Source organism: Clostridium sp., from assembly GCF_050717545.1.
Taxonomy (GTDB): domain Bacteria; phylum Bacillota; class Clostridia; order Clostridiales; family Clostridiaceae; genus Clostridium_AD.
In genome coordinates this window covers 87505-108736 of sequence record NZ_JBOITN010000024.1, presented here as the reverse complement: position 1 = coordinate 108736, position 21232 = coordinate 87505, and the positions used below count along the sequence as shown (strand labels likewise).

The following is a 21232-nucleotide window of genomic DNA, read 5'->3' as shown; positions in this document are numbered from 1 at the left end:
TTAAATAAATAAGACCTTAATTATAGTTTGATTAATTTTTTGCAAAGACCTATAATATACTTATAATATAGAATAATTTTGCAGAGGTAGATTATGTGTGATTTAAAAATTGATTTAGATAATTTCAACCCTAAAATGTTATATACTTTCACAAAAAAATTTAATGATAAAAGTGATGTTACTTATCATTGTCATGATTTTCTGTCCATAATATATATTTTATCTGGCACGTGTACCTACAACATATGTGGAGTTCCACATATTGTTAAAAAAGGAGATTTGCTTGTTATCAACCCTCAAATGTATCATGGAAAAATTATCGCCTCAGGTAGTGAAATCAATGAATTTCACGTAGGTTTCCAAAACCTTCACATAAAAGGGCTTTTGCCTAATCATTTTCTTGAAAATCATGTATCACCAATTATTAATGTATCAAATTATGAAAATGAACTTTTAAAATTTTGTTCAGATGTTATCTCTGAGCAAAGTAAAAACCAACCTTCCCTACAATTATCTCTAAAAGGTCTGGGTATTAAACTTCTTTCCATTCTTTTTAATGCAACTTTCGAAAGCTCTACGTTAAAAAGAAAAGGTATACTTAATCTTGAAAGTTATGATAATACTACTATAGTGAATACAGTTTTAGAATTTATAGACGAAAACTTTATGCATAGTCTCTCTTTAGACGTAATATCACAAAGTATGTATCTTAGTCCCACTTATATTTCTAAACTTTTCAAAGAAAGCACTGGTAGTTCACCAATAAACTACTTAATAAAACTTAGACTTTCAAAGGCTAAACAATCTTTAGAGGTGGGCGATCAATCTATAAAAAAAGTGGCATTATCTGTTGGTTATCCTGATGTGTATCACTTTAGCAAACTTTTCAAAAAGTATTATGGCTGTCCTCCATCAAAATTAAAACGTAAATCTGTTAATAATCTGATTATTAACCTAAATCCATAAATTAAAGTAATCCAAAGTAATTAATTACTTTGGATTACCCTGAAAAATATAATGGAGAATTTTATTGTTTAAATAATAAAATTCTCCATTATGTTTATTTGTTTTACTATATTAATCTGTAGAAAACACCAAAATCTAATTATCTTTTTCATAAATACTACCTATTTTCATTTTGTAAAATTTATGTTATATTTTAGTTACTGATTAAATTATTTTAATAATTTACATAAATGCATCTGATAAATGCAGTTGGAGGGGAAAATGGCTAAAAAAAGGGAATTTGGTGAAGGACCTATATACACAATTACTAATTATATATTTTGGTTCTTCTTGGGTAATTTATACTTTCTACTTCTAAATATTCCACTACTATTTATGTTCCTTGTAGTTATGTCTAATGGTACAAATACATTACCACAGGGGTTTACTACCATTATTATTTTATGTTGTATTCCTATAGCACCTGCAGCAACAGCCCTTTTTAGTGTTATGGGTAAACTGATAAGGGAAAAAGATTTAAATATTACAAAAGATTTTTTTAAAGCTTATAAGACTAACTTTTTTCAATCATTGTTTTTTGGAGCATTAGAAATAATATTACTATGTGTCCTCTTTATTGATATCAGATTTTTTATTTCAAGTGGTTACCCACGAATTTTAACTATTTCTGTTTTTGTAGTTATGCTTTTTATATTTTCAATGAGTCTGTACATATTCCCAATAATTTCAAGATTTTATTTAGGTTGGAAAGATGTTGTTAAAACTGCTGCATACTATACTATTCGTAAATTTAATATTACACTTTTGTGTCTTTCTAGTTTTGTGGTTGTAGGTTTTATATTTTTCAAAATTACTACCTTTGTATTAGTATTTGTTTCTAGCATTATATGTTATTTAATAATGTATTATCAACAAAAATTACTACTAGAAATTGAAGATAAAATGAATAAAACCACTGATAAAGTTCTTGAATAATGTTTTTAAAAAAATAGGGAAGGATCATTCTATTTAGTAATATTTAAATAGAATGATCCTTCCCTATTAAGTTTAAGTTTATTGTACAACTAATTTACTCAACTTTTCTTCATATATATGTTTGTTTGTGATAAAATGTATGAGATACGTAAATTAAACTAAAATTTTTAATATAAGAATAATTCTATTCTAAATAATTACAAAACCCATTAAAATTAACATAAACAACAAGGAGGAATGTACATTGAGTAACATTGAACAACTAACCGTAGATACTATAAGGGTTCTATCCGCTGAAGCAATACAAAAAGCAAATTCTGGTCATCCAGGACTTCCACTAGGGGTGGCACCAATGGCATACACATTGTGGGCAAATCATATGAAACACAATCCTGCTAATTCGAAATGGCAGGATAGAGATAGATTTGTACTTTCAGCTGGTCATGGATCAATGCTTGAATATTCGCTTCTCCATCTTTTTGGATATGGTCTAACTATTGAAGATTTAAAGAATTTCAGACAATTTGGGAGTTTAACACCTGGTCATCCTGAGTATAATCATACAAATGGTGTTGAAATTACTACAGGCCCTCTCGGACAAGGAATTGCTAATGCTGTAGGCATGGCAATAGCAGAAAGTCATCTTGCAGCAAAATTCAACACAAAAAAACATGCTATAGTAGATCATTATACATATGCTATATGTGGTGACGGAGACAATATGGAAGGAATTTCTGGAGAAGCAGCATCTCTTGCAGGTACATTAGGGCTTTCTAAACTTATTGTAATGTATGATTCTAATAACATATCAATAGAAGGATCTACAGATATTTCATTTACTGAAGATGTAGGCAAAAGATTTGATGCTTATGGATGGCAGGTAATCAATGTAGCAGATGGCAATGACATGGATGAAATAGGTAAAGCTATTGAATCCGCTAAACTAGAACTTAATAAACCTACCTTTATTAAAATTAAAACTATTATAGGATTTGGTTGTGCTGCAAAACAAGGTACATCATCAGCACATGGTGAACCGCTTGGAGAAGATAATATAACTGAAATGAAAAAATGCATGGGCTGGGACCTAGCACCATTTACTGTTCCAACTGATGTAACTAAGCATATGGAAAATGTAAAATCAGAACTTGCTAAAAAAGAAGACGCTTGGAAAACTCTTTATGCTTCTTATAGCAAAGAAAATCCTGAACTTGCTAAAGAATATGAGGTATGGCAAAGTGGAGAAATTTCTACTGATTTACTTAAAGTGGAAGACATGTGGAAATTTGAAGGCAAAGCAGCAACAAGAAGCTCATCTGGAGCTATAATAAATGTATTAACTAAAAATATTCCAAATCTTATAGGTGGATCTGCTGATCTTGCCCCTTCTAATAAAACATATATGAAGGGTATGGGAGATTTTTCTATGGAAGATAGAAATGGATCTAATCTTCATTTTGGAGTACGCGAACATGCAATGGCCGCTATAGCAAATGGAATATACGTACATGGTGGTCTTAAACCTTTTGTTTCAACCTTCTTTGTATTTAGTGATTATATGAAGGGCGCTATGAGATTATCAGCTCTTATGGGTCTTCCTGTTGTTTATGTTTTAACTCATGATAGTATAGCTGTTGGAGAAGATGGTCCAACTCATGAACCAATAGAACATCTTGCAGCACTTAGAGCTCTACCAAACTTTAATGTATTTAGACCAGCTGATTCTAGAGAAACAGCTGTTGGTTGGTACTCTGCAATTACATCTAAAACAACACCTACTGCATTAATATTAACAAGGCAGAATCTTCCTTTATATGAAGAGACATCTACAGAAGCTTTAAAAGGTGCCTATGTATTAAAAACATATGAGGCCCAAGGTCAAAATCCTGATATTATTTTAATGGCTTCCGGTTCTGAAGTAGAATTCATCTATGAAGGAGCTAAACTCTTAAATGAACAAGGCATTAAAGCTAGAGTAATAAGTATGCCTTGTCTTGAATTGTTCGAGCAGCAATCAAAAGAATATAAGGAATCTATATTACCATCATCTGTAAGAACAAGACTCGCAATTGAAGCTGCTGCTTCACTGGGTTGGCATAAATATGTTGGTCTAGATGGAGATGTTATTTCCATTGATAGATTTGGAGCTTCAGGTAAAGCTGAAGTACTATTTGAAGAATTTGGATTTACAGCAGAAAATGTTGTTGCTAGAGCAATGAAACTATTTCAAAAATAATTTAGTTATAGCTTCATAACCACAAAAATCATCTAATCAGACTCTGATTAGATGATTTTTTTTAGTTATTAATTTTCCAATTCTCTAATAAATATGTTTCTGCTTCCTCAGACCAAAGTCCTTTGTTATTTTTAGCAATTACTGCTGGATTTATGATATTTTTTTCAGTCATTCTTAATGATTCAATCATATCATTAGTATTTCCACCAGTGGTTCCAATAGTATGAGTTGACTGATAATGGCAAATACATCTTTTAGGTTTATACAGCCTTGTAATATTAGACGGTACATATAGATAGAGATATAAATAAATTAGGATAAAGGGAAGTTTATATGAGATTAAAGTGAATGGATTATTGAGTGAAACAAATCATTTACCTCAAAACATTGCACCATTGCACCCCAATTATTCTTAACTGAATATACATCAGTAAATGCTTAATTCTGCTCATTGTTACAGGCATATTACCCTCTGTTACAAATTTAGAAGAAAATCCACCACCTCTAAAGTAATCATCATTTGCTGCATGCCAAGAAGTTGCATCTGGAATTCAGTATGTTCTAACATCTGAGAATATTTGAGCTGTATTTGTTAATAAGTGACCAAATAACATAGCTTCCATAAAAACACTTCTATAGCATTTATGATCTTTCCATATCAATTCCACAACTTTCTAAATTTAAGTGGAGTGATATCTTCATTTTGCTTAAATGTCTTGATAAAATTACTTACACTTTAAAATCCTACTTTTTCCGAAATTTCATATATTGGCATTTGAGTTATTCTTAGAAGTTCCTTCGATTTATTGATTCTAAAATTTGTTAAATATTCATACAACCCTTCTGAGGTATATTTTTTGAACAATTTTGTTAAGTAGAACTTATTAATATTTATCGCCTTAGATATATAATCCAAAGTTATCTTATTACAATATTCCTTATTTATAATTATTATAGCCTTCTTTACATATTCTTCAATTAAATCTTCCTTCCTATTAAAATTATAGCTTAACATAAGTAACTCTGTTAATATTTCAACAATAAGACAAGAAAATATAATATCAACTCTTGTATCCCTTTTAGTTATCATTTTATTTATTTTCTGTATATTGGAGTAAATAATACTATCAGCACAGAAGTTTAGAACCGGACCTCCATTTTCAATTATTCTCTCAAAATACTTTCTACTCTCGCTACCATTAAAATGAATATACTCAAATTCCCAAATTTCTTGTCCATATGTTGCATAATATTGTTCTTCCATACAATCTATTATAAAAACTTGATTTCTTTCAATTATATAAGACTTATCCCTGTATTTTAGAATTCCTTTTCCATTAATAGTTTGGATTAATAAAAACGCATTATAGTTTTTTCTACTAGTGAAATACTTATTATTACAAAAAAATGACCATAACTCTGTATATAATAAAACATCGTTTTACTTAATGCACTAGGTGTATATTCATTTGAGTCTATTACTTTCTCCAATCCCTGAACATCCATAAAACACCCCCCTCTATTTATACCAATATTATTATATTTTATATCAATATTATAGGATGAAATTCGAGTATATGTACTTTATAATTATAACATAATATTATATTTTAAAGAATAACTTAGGAGGTACTTATTATGAATATTAAACCATGCAGACCTAAATGGAAAGGAACAATGACAGATAGAGAACGCTTTAATAACCAAATGCATTATAAACCAGTGGATCGATGTTTCAATATGGAATTTGGTTACTGGGACGAAAATTTTACGCAATGGCCACTATTTAAAGAAAATGGTATAACAAACAATTCAGATGCAGATGTGTTTTTCAATTTAGATATATTGAAAACAATTTCTGGAAATCTTTGGATGAGTCCTGGATATGAGACAAAAGTGATAGAGGTTATAGGCGATAAGAAAATTATAATGAATTCCGATGGACTACTTGCAGAGGTACCAAATGACGGACATGATACTATGCCTCATTTCATAAAATCTAGCATAATAACCCCTGAAGATTGGGAAAAATGTAAATCTCAAAACTTCAGAGTAGATGACCCATCAAGAAAGGTTAATATAGAAGAACTAAAGAGCCTGCATCCAACTACTCGTCAGTATCCACTTGGAGTTGATTGTGGCTCAATGATAGGAAAAATTAGAGACATGCTTACCTTTGAGGGTCTTGCCTACGCATGTTTTGACTATCCTGAAATGGTTGAGGATATGGTAGAAACCTGTTGTCTAATTGTAGAAGATTTTTTGGATCAGATACTCCCTCATTTTGATTTTGATTTTGCCTCAGGCTGGGAGGATATTTGTTTTAAGAATGGTCCTATTGTGAGTGTTGATTTCTTCAAAAATGTTGTTACCTCTAGATATGTTCGAATTAATAAAAAATTAAAAAAATATAATATAGACATTTGGTATACAGATTGTGATGGTGATGTCAGACCTATTCTACCTTACCTAATGGAAGGTGGCATCAATTGTCTTTTCCCATTCGAAGTAAACGGTTGTACGCATCCTGCTGAATTATTAGCTAAATACGGTACTGATTTAAGAATAATGGGTGGTTTCAATAAACTTGAGATGGGTAAAGGACGAGAAGCCATAAAAGACTATATGGAATCACTAGTACCTCTTGTTGAAAGAGGTGGTTATATTCCTTTTTGTGATCACCGCTGCCCACCAAACGTTAAGCCGGAGGATTATTTATACTATCTAGACCTGAAGGAAGAAATATTTGGTATGAAATAACCAACTTATACAAATACCTTTTTATGTATAATAAAAAAATTGGATACAGGAATGTTGGAGTTAATCAACACTCTTGTATCCAATTTTTACTTTAAATAAAACAAGCTGTTGCCATAATTTTCACTGTATATTTCCAATACTAACTGGGCATATACAAAAGCTTCATTCTTAAATTAGGACCATTTCATTTGTAAGATACATAATTTTATATAAATCACCATTGATATCTTGTATTAATTCATAACAAGTTTCTTTATAAATGCATTACGCCATTCTATAAGTTGGATTAGGTTTCCCGGGACTAAAACACTCCATGTTTAAATCTAGAATCCTCATATCCTCTGTTTCAACTCCTCTAAAAAATATCTTTTCTAATGAAGACTTTAGTGCTTCAGACTCTGCATCAACTCTAGCGTTAATTATCATATTCCATCTTGAAGAAGTTTTATCCGCTTTTTTACTGAAATCCAGTTCCTCATATATGCTTGTTATACTTGCCTTGCTCCAGTCCTGTTGTGAAACACCGTATATTTTTAAATGAGCTATTTCAAAATTATTTATAATGAAGTCTGCTTTAAGCTCGTTCATTACTTTTTCTATAAGATAGTTTATATCCACGGCTACGTCTGAATCTAAACTAGCAGTTAAGTTGAGCCATCCAAGCCTTGCCTCTGCATCCCCATACATTTTATAGTCAATGTCTAATGTCCTTGCTTTTGTAGCATTTACATTATAAATTGTGTTGATCCATCCATCTATGTTCAAATTATCTTTTGCCGAAACACAAGCTATATCTGCGGATTTAAATTTAATGCTAATAAAATCTGTAATTCGTCTTATTTCCTCTGAAGTTAAAGAATCAATTTTATTTAAAACAATTATATCCGCTTCCTCTAACTGTTTTGCAAACAGATAGTTTATCTCTGAATGAAAACCTGAATTCTCTTCTATTAAAAGTCTTTTAATCCTCTTTGGATCTACCACTACGCTAAGAGGTCTTAATAATACCTTTGCCATATATTTTAGTTCTATAGGTTTAAAAATCGTTGCAATTAAATCTGTACAGCTGCCCACGGGTTCTGCTAAAATCACATCAGGCATTTCATTTTCTGCTAAGGTCTGTACTTTGTTTATAAACTCCTCAAAGTTACAACAAAAACAGCCACCAGTTACCTCAAGCACTGACATGCCAGAAGCTTTTAAAAAGTTCGTATCAACTAAATCACTGCCTTGATCATTAGTAACTATACCAACTTTTTTCCCTGAACTTAGGAGATATTTTGCTATACTTAATATAGAAGTCGTCTTACCTGCGCCTAAAAACCCACCTACGACAATTAATTCAGTACTCACCATTTTCACTCTCCCACTCAATTCTTTTAATTATTTCTCTTCTATCTGCTATTGTCCCCGCAGTTGTCTGCTCTCCATTTATAATTATAGCTGGAAAGCTCTCTACTTCTAAACCTTCTATGCTATGAATATTTTTAAAATTTTCAAGTCGCATGTATTCAATATCAATAAAGTCCATTTTTTTTTGCAATTTAGTAAACATTTCTGTTATAAGTCCACCTATAATAAAACAAGCAGAACATGGATTCTGCAGCATAACTACATTTATTTTCACTCTCATGTTCTGCCTCCTATTCTATAATCCTTTTTTATTTATTACATCTACTATACCTTTTCTTAATTCTTCGACAGATGGGATTATGCTTATATATTTAATCTCACCATCAATACATATAGTAGGTATATTTTCAACTCCAAGTTTTATCATTCTAACTACAGACTCTTTTTCCTTAACACTATATTCCTTCCACTCTACCTTATCCTCAAGCCCTATAACCGCTGAATTAACTGCCTCAACCATATACTTACATGGAGCACAAGATGCTGAATCTAAAGTTATTACATCTATAATTACTTTTGGTTCATTTTTGTAATCCGGAAGTTGCACTTCAATACCTTCAAGGCTTCCCTCTGCTCCTAAAAATTCTGAAACCTCACCGTATACTACACTGGTAACAGCCTTAACATTTTCAATCGGTGTATTAAAAGGCATATCACATCCTGGTGATAGGATATAACCTTTAGTTCCACCTATTTGTAAACAATTTTTAGCATCATTGATATTATCCATAGGAGTTCCAAACAACATTGTAACTGTAAGTTTAATATTCCCGCCCAAAGATACTCCATATTTCGAGCACATTTTCTTAGCAAAATCAAGTGCAACATTCTCATCAATAGAAATACTGTCTGGCTTGCATTTACACATAGGTTCTATATTTCTTGTGGCATTCCCACATACAAAATAAGAACTTAGTTTTTCATTTTTCTTTATATATTCAAATAATGGAATAATATATGGTGAAACAAATTCTTCAAAGTTGTCTGGAGATATCTGCGAAACCATAGGATCTACTACTGCAATTACATCCACTCCTGCCTGCATATACATTCTAGCAGTATTAGTGCAGACCTCTTGGCAAAAGATCATAAGTTCTTTAATTTTTTCAGGCTCGTCCATCATTTCATAGAATATCTCTGTACCTTTTAAGTGGAGTGCCAATGTAAATGGTCCTGTTATAAGTCCATAAATTGCAATTTTATCACCTAAATCATTACAAATTTTTCTTGTAGCTTCTAAAACAATTGGAAATCTTCCATCATTTTCTGTTGGAATCTTTAAATCCTTTAACTCTATTCCATCTTCAAGAGGATGTGATATAACCGCTGGTGGATTGCTTTCTGAATATTGAAGCTTGCATCCCATAGCCTCAGCCTCAACTTGTAAATCAAATAATGCTGGAAGCCCATCTGGTCTATAAAGTTCATAAGCTTTAGACACGCCCTTAACCATATTATCCACCGACTTGAAGTATTCCTCACAGTTTACTCCTATTAAATTTGCACCATGGCAGCCAACAAAAGGTACCCAAGGAGCTCTCGTAACTTCCTCATTTTTCAAAGCCCTTAGAACTAATTCTCTTGAATTCATATTTAATGCCTCCATCTTATATTTACATCCATTAGCTTGCTAATAATGATTTTGCAACTTCTGCAGCTGTTGCAGCGTCAGCAGTATAGTGATCTGCGCCTATTTCTTTAGCAAAATTAGTTGTAATTGGTGCGCCACCAATCATGAATATATAATTTTCTCTAATACCACGTTTAGTAAACTCGTCAATTACATCTTTCATGGAAGGCATTGTTGTTGTAAGTAAAGCAGATAGACAAACTATTTTAGCTCCTACTTCTTCTGCTTTATCTGCAAAGGCCTGCGGTGAAACGTCCACACCAATATCATAAACTTCAATACCTGCACCTTTAAGCATCATTCTAACAAGGTTTTTACCAATATCATGTAAATCGCCTTTAACAGTTCCTATAACTGCAACACCTAATGGTTTAACTCCTGAATCAGTAAGAATTGGCTCAAGAATTTTCATTCCAGCACTCATAGCACGAGCAGCAATTAACATCTCTGGGACATAAATTTCATTGTTTTTAAATTTAATTCCAACCTCACTCATAGCTGATATTAAACCTTCATTTAATATTTGCTCAGGATCAATTTTTTCTTCAAGTGCTAAATTGACCATTTCTTTAACCTTTTTTGCATTACCCTTTTGTACAAATAGTGAAAGTTCCTGTAAATCCATATCTATAATTCCTCCTCGTATTTTATGTTTTATATTCTAATAATATAATATAAATATAAACCTTTTCATGCAATGTGTATTGTACAAAGACGATACTTTTTAGTAATATCTTATTGTAAACCATACTTTCCAGTAAAATATTGCTGTTATCTTTTTTAAGTCATCTTCCTGTATTGACCAGGAGAAACCCTTCAATTTTCTTAAATACTTCCGTATACTAGCTCTGTTCTGTAAATCCAACTGTATATAGGTACTTATATTTTCTCCCTGTTAAAACATAATTGAATCCATAAAATATTCTTGAAAATCAGGTCTATTAGATAATTCTACATACGTGGTAGCTTGTTTTATTTGTAGTGCTTTTTCTCTTTGCTCCTGTGATAATAAATACATTTTAGCACCGCTACCAGCGCTGTTACCTATAGAATAGATTTTATCTTCTAGCTCTTTAGGTAACATTCCAATATTAATTGTACTCTTTATATCCATAAAGTTACCAAAACCACCAGCTACATATATCTTTTCTATTTCTTCATAGCTTATACCCATCTCAGAGATTAATATTTTTATCCCTGCACTTATTGCTGCTTTTGCAAGTTGTACCTCTCGGATATCCTTTTGGGTAAAATAGATTGAATTCTTATTTCCATTGTCTTCAATAAGAAATTGCTTCATTCCATCAATAGTGACTATTCTTTCCCCTAGGTTTATATCTAAAATTTCTTCTGCATCTACCATTCTTCCAGTTTCATCAACAATTTGATACTTAAGCAATTCAGACACTGCGTCAAGTACTCCTGAACCACATATCCCTATGGGAAGTTCATCTCCAATTGTTTTGTAGATTTTCTGTTTTGAAAGATCCACTTTTGATACAGCTCCCTTGACCCCACCTATACCATATTTAATATTAGCGCCTTCAAACGCAGGACCTGCAGCTGTTGAACAAACAACGATTCCGCTATTATTTCCAAGGGCTAACTCGCCATTTGTACCAAGGTCCAAAAGAATGGAGTAGTTTTCAGATTCTACCATTCCACTGGCCAATATTCCAGCCGTTATATCACTTCCAACGTAGCTTGAAATACCAGGTAAAATGCTTACTATTCCGCCTATATTAATTCCAATTTCTTCACCATTAAAATCTATGTCCTCTGTAAGTACAGGAATGTAAGGTGCCATAGATATGTTTTTACAAGAAATTCCCAAAAGCATATGAACCATCACCGTGTTTCCTGCTATTGTCATATTATAAATATAATCTTTTACTAAATTATTATTTAAACATAGTGATTCTACCATTCTATTTATCTGATTTACTATTAAGCTTTTCAAAACTTGTACTCCATTTAAATTCTCTATTGTATAGCTAATTCTTGAAATCACATCCGCTCCATAGGCTCTTTGTTCATTAACCTGAGATGCTGTATCTAAAGTTCGTCCACTTACCATATCCACTAAATAACATGCTATTGTAGTAGTCCCTATGTCTACTGCAATTCCATATAGTATATTAGAAGTATCTCCGCTTTCTAATGTTACTAATGTATTTTTATATATACAGGCTGTAACTTTAAACTCATTTTTTCTAATAATTTTACTTAAATTACATAAAATCTTATTACTAATACATATTTCCTTTAATTGTAACGCATCCTTTAGCCTATGCACATCATCTCTTTGGTCATTAATACTAGGTACCTCTAATTTAAAAAACTCTTTATTAACATAAGGCTTAACAGTAACTGAAATCTCTTGTCCAACTGTTAGCACATCTATATTATCTTCCTTAGAAATAATCGTTACCTCTATATCATTAACTATTTTATATGAACATGCCAAATGAATACCTTCTTCTATCTCTTGAGGGTTTAAGTGAGCAATATCCTCTTTACTAATTTTTTGGTTCCCACCAGTTATTAAAATCTTACATTTTCCACAGGTCCCTTTGCCGTTACATGGATGCTGAATACTAATATTGTTTTCAACAAGAGCTTTGAGTAAATTTTGTCCTTTAAAAGCTTTTATAGAAACAATCTTATTCTCAGTTTTTACCTTTACTTTAATATTTTTATCCACCCGATAGTTACAGGTTTGCATATTACATTCACTGCAAATATGCTCTAATTTACAGATTCCAATTCCCTCACCAAATCCAAAAACCGCTGTAGTTGACTTGATGGGAATCATTAAAGAAGACTCTGATAATTCTACGTTGAGTTTTATTTCCTTGAAACAATCAAATATTCTCGCTTGCTCATTTACGTGCCAAGTTGTATCACCTGGAGATAGTTTTTGGGTAATCCCATAATTAGTCCCTTTTAGATCATCCACAAGACTATTCCAGAAGATTTTATTTATTTGCCCCACAGAGGTTATACCAATATTGTCCACAATCATTCCTTTTAAATAATTATCATCATCAAAGGCGCTTTGTATAATCTTATCAATTTCTACTCCAATAGTTGAAATTAATACTATTATATAACTACAACCCTTTAATTTATTAGCAATAAATTCACCTTCAAAAACAATAGAATTTTCTAAAATAACTCTACCTTTTTCGATATTCTTAATATTTATTTTTTCAAACCATATTTGAGGTTTAATATAGGCATCGCAATTTGTTATTTCTTCTCTTACGGAATCTAAAATTTCTTGACTAGGTTCACAATCCTTATAACCAAACAATCTTATTATTTCATCTTCTTCTATTTTATAATCAAATTCTGTTCTAATACTCATTATATTAACCCTCCCTTTTATAACATATATATTTTAATTATATTATAAATAAGATCTAAGTATAATACTTTTACAATAGTCCTTCCCACCGAAGAATAATTTTAATATAGGCAGTTCTCCTGACTTATGAGTCACCCACCTTCTAGGTAAAAAACAGTTATCGGGATTCGTCTTCGTTATAGTAACTGGGGCTGTATCGGTTTTACACCGCAAAAATTACTTGCTACTATTAAATTTTTCAAGAGTATCGAAAAATGCATCCACATTATCAAGAGGAGTTCCTGGAGGAACATCACAACCAGAAGACAAAACAAAGTTTTTATATCTTGCTGTTTTTTCTAATAATTCTTTAGTTAATGTATTCATATCTTCAACGGTTCCATTTTTAAATGTTCTAGCAGGATCAATATTACCAAAAGCAATTATATCCTCTGGAATTTGTGGCATTATCTCTTCCATATCTACAGCATTCCCAAAGTGAAGACCCATAGCACCTGTTGAAACCATTGAAGAAACAAGCTTTACAGTATTTCCACAATTGTGAAGTATAATCATAAAATTTTCATCTTGAACTGCATCAACAATTTTCTTAACATAATCAGAAGAGAAACTTTGACACATTTCAGGTGAAATTAACCCTGCTGCAGGTTCTGCTAGTATTAACCCGTTAACTCCTGCTGCTTTCATTTCTCCAATATATTCTATTAAAAACTCAGTGCATTTAGCGAGAACTATATGAACCATATCAGGTTCTATCATAGCTTGAATCATTATTTCTGTCATATCAAAAAGTCTTCCTGCAAGTGAGAATGGTCCTATTGCTCCTGCGAAAGTTGGTCTATCAATTACATTGTTTGTAACTAATGCTGCTGCTTTAATATAAACGTTAGTACGCCCTTCCCCCACTTTAGGCACCCTTAATGCTTTAGCTGTTTCTTCATCAACTACTATAGGTGCAGTAACTGCTGGCACTTCATCATCGGTAAATCTTATAGGACTACCAAATACTTCTGCTTCAACAGAGAGATCCATTATAGTAACAGCCGCTGCTGAACGATATTTCTTTGCAAGAACTTCTATACACTCTGCTTGATTTTTTCCATTTGTTATAACATCCATAATGTTCTTATTAATAAAATCTAGCCCTGGATAAGTCATAACTGGCATCGCTAATCTTTTCTGGGATGCTAGGATTTCTGAAACCCAGTTCTTCATATTTCTTTTCATACCTTTCCTCACTTCCTTCATATTAGTATAACTTCACTATTTTTTTATTTATATTAACTAGCTTGCTAATAATAATTTTTTAACTTCTGCAGCTGTTGCAGCGTCTTCGGTATAGTGATCTGCTCCTACTTCTTCTGCTTTATCTGCGAAAGCCTGCGGTGAAACGTCCACACCAATATCATAAACTTCAATACCTGCACCTTTAAGCATCATTCTAACAAGGCTTTTACCTTTTTGTATTACCCTTTTGTACTAATAATAAGAATTCATTTAAATCCATAATTAATTCACCCTAAAGTTTTATGTTTTACATTCTAATAATATAATATAAATATAAACCTTTTCATGCAATGTGTATTGTACAAAGACGATACTTTTTAGTAATATATTATTATAAACCATACTTTTCAGTAAAATTTTGCTAGAATGTTTAAAAAAGATAAGACTATTGACGCATTTGTGTCAATAGTCTTATCTTTTTTAAGTCATCTTCCTGTATTGACCAGGAGAAATCCCTTCAATTTTCTTAAATACTTTCGTATAATAGCTCTGATCTGTAAATCCCACGTTATGGGCTATATCACTTAATGAGCTACTCAAGTCAGTCAAATATTTTTTACTTTCTTCAATCCTGACTTTATTTAGATAATCAATAAAATTTATTCCCATTTCTTTTTTAAATAGTCTACTAAAGTATGATGGGCTTAAGTACACATATTCCGCTACACTATCTAAGGATATATTATTACTAACATTATCATTAATAAACTCCATAGATTTTTTTATAATATGAAAATTGTTAACATTTTCGATGTTATACATACATTCACTAAATCTATCTAAAACCTTTATTATCCACGCACAAAGTTTCTCAACATTGCTCAATGTAGACACTTCGTTTAAGTATTTAAAATTAAGGCCAAAAACCATTTCCAAATCAGCTCCTCCCTCAACTGCAGCTCTAGAAAGCACAATCATAAGTTCCAATACTCTTGCTCTAGTTATTTCAATATTATTACCATTATTGAACAAAACATGTCCTAAGAGCTCATTTAGTATAATTTTAGCTCCTTTTTTATCGCCGACTCTAACTTTTGATATCAGTTCTTTTTCAAGCTCTACAGGATAGTAATTTGATATATGTTCAGAATATTCATTGTGTTTTACATTTTGTATTTCTTCATTAATTGCCGCCTGCGCAGCATAAAACTTCTTTCTTTCGGAAAGTATAATACTTTCAGATGACATTATATCCTTTGAAATAATATACAGTAGTTGTGCCAAATACCTAACTTTTTCTGGTTCAACAATAGGAGTATTTTTAACATATTTTTGCAGTGTTTCCCTACTTCCTAAATTGAAATTATGTTTTTTTATTAAATCATCTACCATAAAATCATCAGAGGTGTTCATTCTTACAGGCCCACCTATCAAAGCTCCTTTTAAGACCCCCCCAATAACTATAGAAGTTGCATAATGGACTAATCCAATAGGGCAAAAATATATATATGGTTCACCAATTTTCTCTGATTGTTTACTAGCATAAAGATGAGACTCATTGCATGTGCATTTATCTCCACTTAATTCTTTAAATTTAATGCAAAACTGACAAGGCTCTCCTTCAGAATGAATCGTTTGTCCGAATTCATCAATATAGAAGCATAAGATACCTGTGACCTTGTTATAGGTTTTAAGATGATCTATTAAAGTTTCTTCATCTAAACTACTCTTTTGTAGGTACATTTAGTTTGCCCCCTGTTAAATTAGATTTCACCTTACCTTCTAGCCCAGTAGGCAAACTATATTTTTTAAAACTCCTATTCCTTCTAAATTTTCTATAGTATAATTAATTCTCCAAGGAACATCTGCTCCATATTTTCTCTGTTTATTTATCTTAAGTTCTTAACCTTCTATTACTATATAAAGGATCTATGGTTATTAGATATTAGTGATGATGAACCATCTCCCTATAGTATTTAGGAGATTGTCCAACAATCCTTTTAAAAGTAGTAGAAAAATAGTACGGATTACTAAAGCCTAAACTTGAGCTTATTATACTTATTGTATCAACAGCAGACTCCAAAAGCTCACAAGCTTTTTGTATTTTTAATCGAATATAATAATCCATCGGCGTATACCCTGTTTTTTCTTTAAATACACGAACAAAGTGAAATCTAGATACCTTTGCATAATCGGATAATTGATCCAGAGTCAAATTATTAGCCACGTTATCCAGCATATAGGTGATAACCTTTTCAACATTGATATTATCAGTTTTATTTAATTCTGAGTTCATAGCCAAACTTATTATATAGCTTAAAATATTGGTTAGGTAAGCGCTAGCAAATATCAAATTACTTTGGGTATAACCCATACCTAATATTCTAAAAATATCCTGAATCCAAGATAGGATTTTAGCATTATTACCTAACTGAATTACAGGTGATGAATCTGAAATACCAAGCAACTTTATATAAGCACTTGCACTTTGTCCTCTGAAGTGTATCCAATATTTAGTCCAGGGATCCTTATTATTCGCACCATATGAATGATGAATATTAGGAGGACAAACAAATAAATCCCCTTTTTTTATAATCCATTGCTTTCCATCTAATCTTAGGAAACCTTGACCATCTACGCAATAAATCATAACATAATCCTTAAGTATGCGATTATTTACCACATGACCATAAGCTTTTTCATAACATCCTGCCCAAGTGAGTAGAAGGTTGCCTAAAATCACGTTTCGAGATTCTTTTTCTATTATATTCGGCGGTGTATAAAACGAATTTTTATAGTATGAAGTAGTTTCCACTGTAGCATCATTTCCCACCATAACATATTTCCTCCTAATACAATTTAAAAATATATAATATCTATTTAGCTTAATATTAATTTATTTGTTTTTATGGTAATTAGAATAATCCTCGTCCTTGCTTTATTAATAATGAAATGTAATTCTCTATTAGCAATATATTATATCAATGTTAGCAATATTGCAAATTTTATTTTATATTTAAAAGTATTATAATCTAAGTAACCTATAGTTAATTTTAGAGAAATATATTTAATCAGTTATAAAGGAGGCCTATATGAATCACTTTCAAAAGTTTCATACAAAAAATGATTGGAAAAATTTAAATGTTACTTCTATTAATAGAGAAGAGTCTCACGCTCCCTGGGGTGCTTATGAAAATGCATCTCAAGCACTAAGTTGTGATAGAACTTTGTCTAGTTGGACAAATTCTCTAGATGGAATTTGGAAATTTGCCTATTACACAAAACCAACAAAGACAGAATCATTCTTTGAAACTAATTATAATCACGAAAACTGGAAAGATATTAACGTCCCCGGCAACTGGGAACTTCAAGGTTTTGGTGACCCAATTTACACTAATACATTATTACCATGGGATTATTACAGCAAAGATAAACAAATCATACATCCCAAAGCCAAGACCGCGTCTCGTGGCTTACCAAATCCTCCGTACATTCCAGAAGAAAATCCAACTGGATGCTACTATAGAGAATTCAATATTTCTTCAGAATGGCTAGAATCAGAAATATTTATTCATTTTAAAGGAGTGGAAACAGCATACTATCTGTGGATTAATGGTAAAGAGGTTGGATATTCACAAGATAGTAAATTGCCTAGTGAATTTAACATAACAGATTTTATAAAACAAGGTAAAAATATAATTTCTGTGCAAGTAATGCGTTTTGCCGAAAGCACTTATCTAGAAGATCAGGACTACTGGTATCTTTCTGGAATTTTCCGTTCTGTTTCATTATATGCAAAACCTAAAACAAGAATTGTTGACTTTAAGATAGATGCCCTACCTAATCTATACTATGGCTTTGGAGAGGTGAAAGCTGATGTAACAATAAATCGTTTTAACGGTTTTGCAGATTACAAGGTTAGGTTAGATGTATTTACTATTGAAAATCATTTATTGTCCAGTAAAATTTCTGAAATAAACTCTCAAGGTGCCTACCGAAGTTATGAGACCCCTACTTCCAATACTGCAAGATTTAACATCAAAGTAGAAGACATAAAGCAGTGGACTCCTGAGACACCTACGTTATACAAAGTGGTCATTACTTTACTTTCTCCTAGTAATAAGGAAGTTGATTTTGAAAGTTGCAAAATTGGTTTTAAGAAAATTGAAATTGTGGACGGTGTTATATTATTAAATGGAAATAGATTAATTGTAAGAGGCGTAAATCGCCATGAGCATGAAGCTTACGGTGGCCGCAGTGTGACTTTTAAACACATGGTGGAAGAAATAAAGCTGATGAAAAGACTTAATATAAACTCAGTTAGAACCTGCCATTATCCAGATGATCCGATTTGGTACGACTTATGTGATGAATATGGAATTTTACTTATTTGCGAATGTAATTTAGAAACCCACGGAGTATTTGGTGCTTTATCGCATAACCCTGCATGGGGAACTAATTTCTTGGAAAGAGCTATTCGAATGGTACTTACCCATAAAAATCATCCCTCTATCTACTCTTGGTCCCTAGGAAATGAAAGTGGAGTAGGTGCCAACCATGCAGGAATGGCCGGTTGGATAAGGGAATATGACCCTTCTCGTTTATGCCAATATGAAGCAGGAGAACCAGGAAAGAATATTTCTGACGTTAGAGGAAATATGTATGCCACTCAAAAAAACATCTTACAAATGCTTACCGATGCCTCAGATATAAGGCCTATTGTCCTAGTGGAGTACTTATATCAAATTAGAAATTCTGGTGGAGGCATGTATAAATTTTATGATTTAGTAGAGAACTACAAAAGGTTTCAAGGTGGTTATGTCTGGGACTGGCAGGATAAATGTTTAATTGCCAAAACTTCTGATGGCACGCAATTTTTTGGTTATGGAGGCGATTTTAGCGAGAGTATAGTAGACTGGGAATGTCCAGGCTTCATGACTAATAATGGTATAGTGTTACCAGATTTGACACCAAAACCTATAGCTCTGGAAGTTAAGCAAATTTATTGCCCTATCATTTTTGAAGAGCTATCCCAAGAAAATACGTGGATTTCAGAAAAAAACATGGGCTGCTTTACAATTAAAAATAGAAATATCGTTTTGGATACAAATCAATATGATGTCACCTTCTCAGTTAGAGAAAACGGATACATTATAGAGACGGGTTTATTTGAGCTTCCATATTTAAAAGCAGGAGAGGCAGCAGAAGCTACCTTCACAGATAACATCAATAAGAAACCAAATTGTGAATACACTGTAGAATTCATTGTAAAATATGTAAAAGAATCTGCTTACGCTACTGCAGGCTATGAAATAGGATGCTATCAGTTTAGACTTGCAAGTGGTGTCTATGAATATGAATTAAAAAAGATAACTGAAACTAAAATAGTAGAAAATAAAGTTTCTATAGAAAACCATATGGATATAATTAAAATTATTGGTAGTGATTTTACTACCTCTTTTGACAAAACAACAGGGCTTATTTTTTCTCATGTTAAAAATGACTGTGAATATCTAAATCTTGGGCCAAAGGAGTGCTTAACACGTCCTTTGACAGGAATAGATGCAGGGGATGGCTGGGGAAGGTCATCAATATGGGAAGAGTTTGACAGTAAGAATGTTATCACCACACTTAAAAAAATTTCAGTTCAACCTCTAGGAACAACTAAAGCTATAATTGAAGTCGTGAGAGAAATTAAATTTTCAGCAAATCATTTTGGAATTATTGTTGTAACTAATTACACCGTTAATGGTGATGGCCAAATAAAAGTACAAACTATTTTTAATATAGATCCTTCATTAAAAGATTTACCAAGGGTTGGACTAGAACTTATAATCCCTGAACATTTTGATACTATAGAATACTTTGGACTTGGACCTGTGGAAAATTACAGTGATAGAAAACACTCTGCAAAGCTTGGAGTATTTCAAAATAGCGTTGAGGGTGAGCACTTTCCCTTTATTCCTCCTTCAGAAAATGGTGGACATGAGCAAACGCGTTGGATTACTTTAATAAACGGTAATGGGAGAATTATAAAAATTACAGCATTAGTCCCATTCCACTTTGATGTACACTACAATACCATCGAGGATTACAAAAATGCAAAACATGAGCATGAACTTATAAGAAGAAATGAAAGCTATTTGCATATTGATGCTGCACATAGCGGAATAGGAAGTGATATGGGCTGGAGCACTATGCTTGTCGAGAGTGAACAAGTGAAAGCACAAAATTATATCTTGGAATTTACTATTTCCTTTGAGTAAAATTTAAAAGAGGGTTTACAATTTTTCTACAAAAGAAAATATAAAATAGGTTTACTTCCTATTTTATATTTTCCTGTTCTATCTGGAAAACATGATCATAATCTAATTTGTATACATTATGAAATACATTATTGGTAAGTGTCAAAAACTAGATCGTTCACTTTGCCATTTGAAATTTCATCAACCAAAACTTTATATAACTACTCTGATATTTTTTATTTTATTTTGAATATTATTTTATAATCCTACACATAATATTATTAATAGTTATTAACTCACAGCTAATTAGATGAGCTCATCATTAATATAGATACAGCTAAAGGTTACTAACTAGCATGAGTATTAAATGAACTGATTTAAATTTAGTTTTAGCTGTAACTATAATTTAA

16 protein-coding genes, 1 pseudogene and 1 riboswitch are annotated in these 21232 nt (G+C 31.8%); of the genes and pseudogenes, 5 read left to right on the top strand and 12 right to left on the bottom strand.

Features of this window, described 5'->3' with window-relative positions; genetic code table 11:
- Positions 1 to 93: 93 nt before the first annotated feature.
- The 3 genes from ACREVX_RS05870 to tkt all read left to right on the top strand — a co-directional run bounded on the left by ACREVX_RS05870 (position 94) and on the right by tkt (position 4177).
- Positions 94 to 966 (top strand): AraC family transcriptional regulator, encoded by an 873-nt coding sequence (locus tag ACREVX_RS05870; RefSeq protein ID WP_431543234.1) that lies wholly within the window; start codon positions 94 to 96, stop codon positions 964 to 966.
- A 261-nt stretch (positions 967 to 1227) separates the two neighbouring features.
- Complete coding sequence (locus ACREVX_RS05865; protein WP_431543233.1) at positions 1228 to 1941, top strand: YesL family protein; 714 nt, start codon at positions 1228 to 1230, stop codon at positions 1939 to 1941.
- Positions 1942 to 2185: 244 nt separating this feature from the next.
- Positions 2186 to 4177, top strand: a complete 1992-nt coding sequence (tkt, locus tag ACREVX_RS05860) for a transketolase (protein ID WP_431543232.1) — start codon at positions 2186 to 2188, stop codon at positions 4175 to 4177.
- 61 nt (positions 4178 to 4238) lie between these two features.
- Here tkt and ACREVX_RS05855 read toward each other — a convergent pair whose 3' ends face one another.
- From ACREVX_RS05855 to ACREVX_RS05845, 3 genes are all read right to left on the bottom strand, one after another.
- The gene (locus tag ACREVX_RS05855) at positions 4239 to 4367 is read right to left on the bottom strand and encodes a hypothetical protein (RefSeq protein WP_431543231.1); all 129 of its coding nucleotides are present in this window, start codon (positions 4365 to 4367) and stop codon (positions 4239 to 4241) included.
- Positions 4368 to 4913: 546 nt separating this feature from the next.
- Entirely contained in the window at positions 4914 to 5519 is a 606-nt protein-coding gene (locus ACREVX_RS05850; RefSeq protein WP_431543292.1) for a helix-turn-helix transcriptional regulator, read from the bottom strand.
- 8 nt (positions 5520 to 5527) lie between these two features.
- Positions 5528 to 5683, bottom strand: coding sequence for a hypothetical protein (locus tag ACREVX_RS05845; RefSeq protein WP_431543230.1), 156 nt, complete (start codon positions 5681 to 5683; stop codon positions 5528 to 5530).
- A gap of 132 nt (positions 5684 to 5815) precedes the next feature.
- On the opposite strand from ACREVX_RS05845, the gene ACREVX_RS05840 reads away from it, so the two are divergent.
- The gene (locus ACREVX_RS05840) at positions 5816 to 6937 is read left to right on the top strand and encodes a uroporphyrinogen decarboxylase/cobalamine-independent methonine synthase family protein (protein ID WP_431543229.1); all 1122 of its coding nucleotides are present in this window, start codon (positions 5816 to 5818) and stop codon (positions 6935 to 6937) included.
- Positions 6938 to 7201: 264 nt separating this feature from the next.
- Here ACREVX_RS05840 and ACREVX_RS05835 read toward each other — a convergent pair whose 3' ends face one another.
- The 9 genes and pseudogenes from ACREVX_RS05835 to ACREVX_RS05795 all read right to left on the bottom strand — a co-directional run bounded on the left by ACREVX_RS05835 (position 7202) and on the right by ACREVX_RS05795 (position 17413).
- The gene (locus tag ACREVX_RS05835; protein WP_431543228.1) at positions 7202 to 8293 is read right to left on the bottom strand and encodes a GTP-binding protein; all 1092 of its coding nucleotides are present in this window, start codon (positions 8291 to 8293) and stop codon (positions 7202 to 7204) included.
- A complete protein-coding gene (locus ACREVX_RS05830; RefSeq protein ID WP_431543227.1) occupies positions 8280 to 8570 on the bottom strand; it encodes a thioredoxin family protein in 291 nt (96 codons plus the stop codon). The genes ACREVX_RS05835 and ACREVX_RS05830 overlap by 14 nt, the downstream gene beginning before the upstream one ends.
- Positions 8571 to 8585: 15 nt before the next feature.
- On the bottom strand, positions 8586 to 9941 hold the full coding sequence (locus tag ACREVX_RS05825; RefSeq protein WP_431543226.1) for a uroporphyrinogen decarboxylase family protein: 1356 nt from the start codon (positions 9939 to 9941) through the stop codon (positions 8586 to 8588).
- Between the two features lie 31 nt (positions 9942 to 9972).
- Positions 9973 to 10605, bottom strand: coding sequence for a cobalamin B12-binding domain-containing protein (locus tag ACREVX_RS05820; protein ID WP_431543225.1), 633 nt, complete (start codon positions 10603 to 10605; stop codon positions 9973 to 9975).
- Between the two features lie 270 nt (positions 10606 to 10875).
- The gene (locus tag ACREVX_RS05815) at positions 10876 to 13350 is read right to left on the bottom strand and encodes an ASKHA domain-containing protein (protein ID WP_431543224.1); all 2475 of its coding nucleotides are present in this window, start codon (positions 13348 to 13350) and stop codon (positions 10876 to 10878) included.
- A gap of 92 nt (positions 13351 to 13442) precedes the next feature.
- Positions 13443 to 13629, bottom strand: a riboswitch (cobalamin riboswitch).
- Positions 13597 to 14508 (bottom strand): annotated as a pseudogene (locus ACREVX_RS05810) (uroporphyrinogen decarboxylase family protein); the annotation flags it as partial. It overlaps the preceding riboswitch by 33 nt.
- Before the next feature lie 126 nt (positions 14509 to 14634).
- Positions 14635 to 14790: a hypothetical protein gene (locus ACREVX_RS05805; RefSeq protein ID WP_431543223.1), complete on the bottom strand. Its 156-nt coding sequence runs from the start codon at positions 14788 to 14790 to the stop codon at positions 14635 to 14637.
- 267 nt (positions 14791 to 15057) lie between these two features.
- The gene (locus ACREVX_RS05800) at positions 15058 to 16320 is read right to left on the bottom strand and encodes a PocR ligand-binding domain-containing protein (protein ID WP_431543222.1); all 1263 of its coding nucleotides are present in this window, start codon (positions 16318 to 16320) and stop codon (positions 15058 to 15060) included.
- A gap of 202 nt (positions 16321 to 16522) precedes the next feature.
- Positions 16523 to 17413: an AraC family ligand binding domain-containing protein gene (locus tag ACREVX_RS05795; protein ID WP_431543221.1), complete on the bottom strand. Its 891-nt coding sequence runs from the start codon at positions 17411 to 17413 to the stop codon at positions 16523 to 16525.
- A 256-nt stretch (positions 17414 to 17669) separates the two neighbouring features.
- On the opposite strand from ACREVX_RS05795, the gene ACREVX_RS05790 reads away from it, so the two are divergent.
- Positions 17670 to 20843, top strand: a complete 3174-nt coding sequence (locus tag ACREVX_RS05790) for a glycoside hydrolase family 2 TIM barrel-domain containing protein (RefSeq protein ID WP_431543220.1) — start codon at positions 17670 to 17672, stop codon at positions 20841 to 20843.
- Positions 20844 to 21232: the final 389 nt, after the last annotated feature.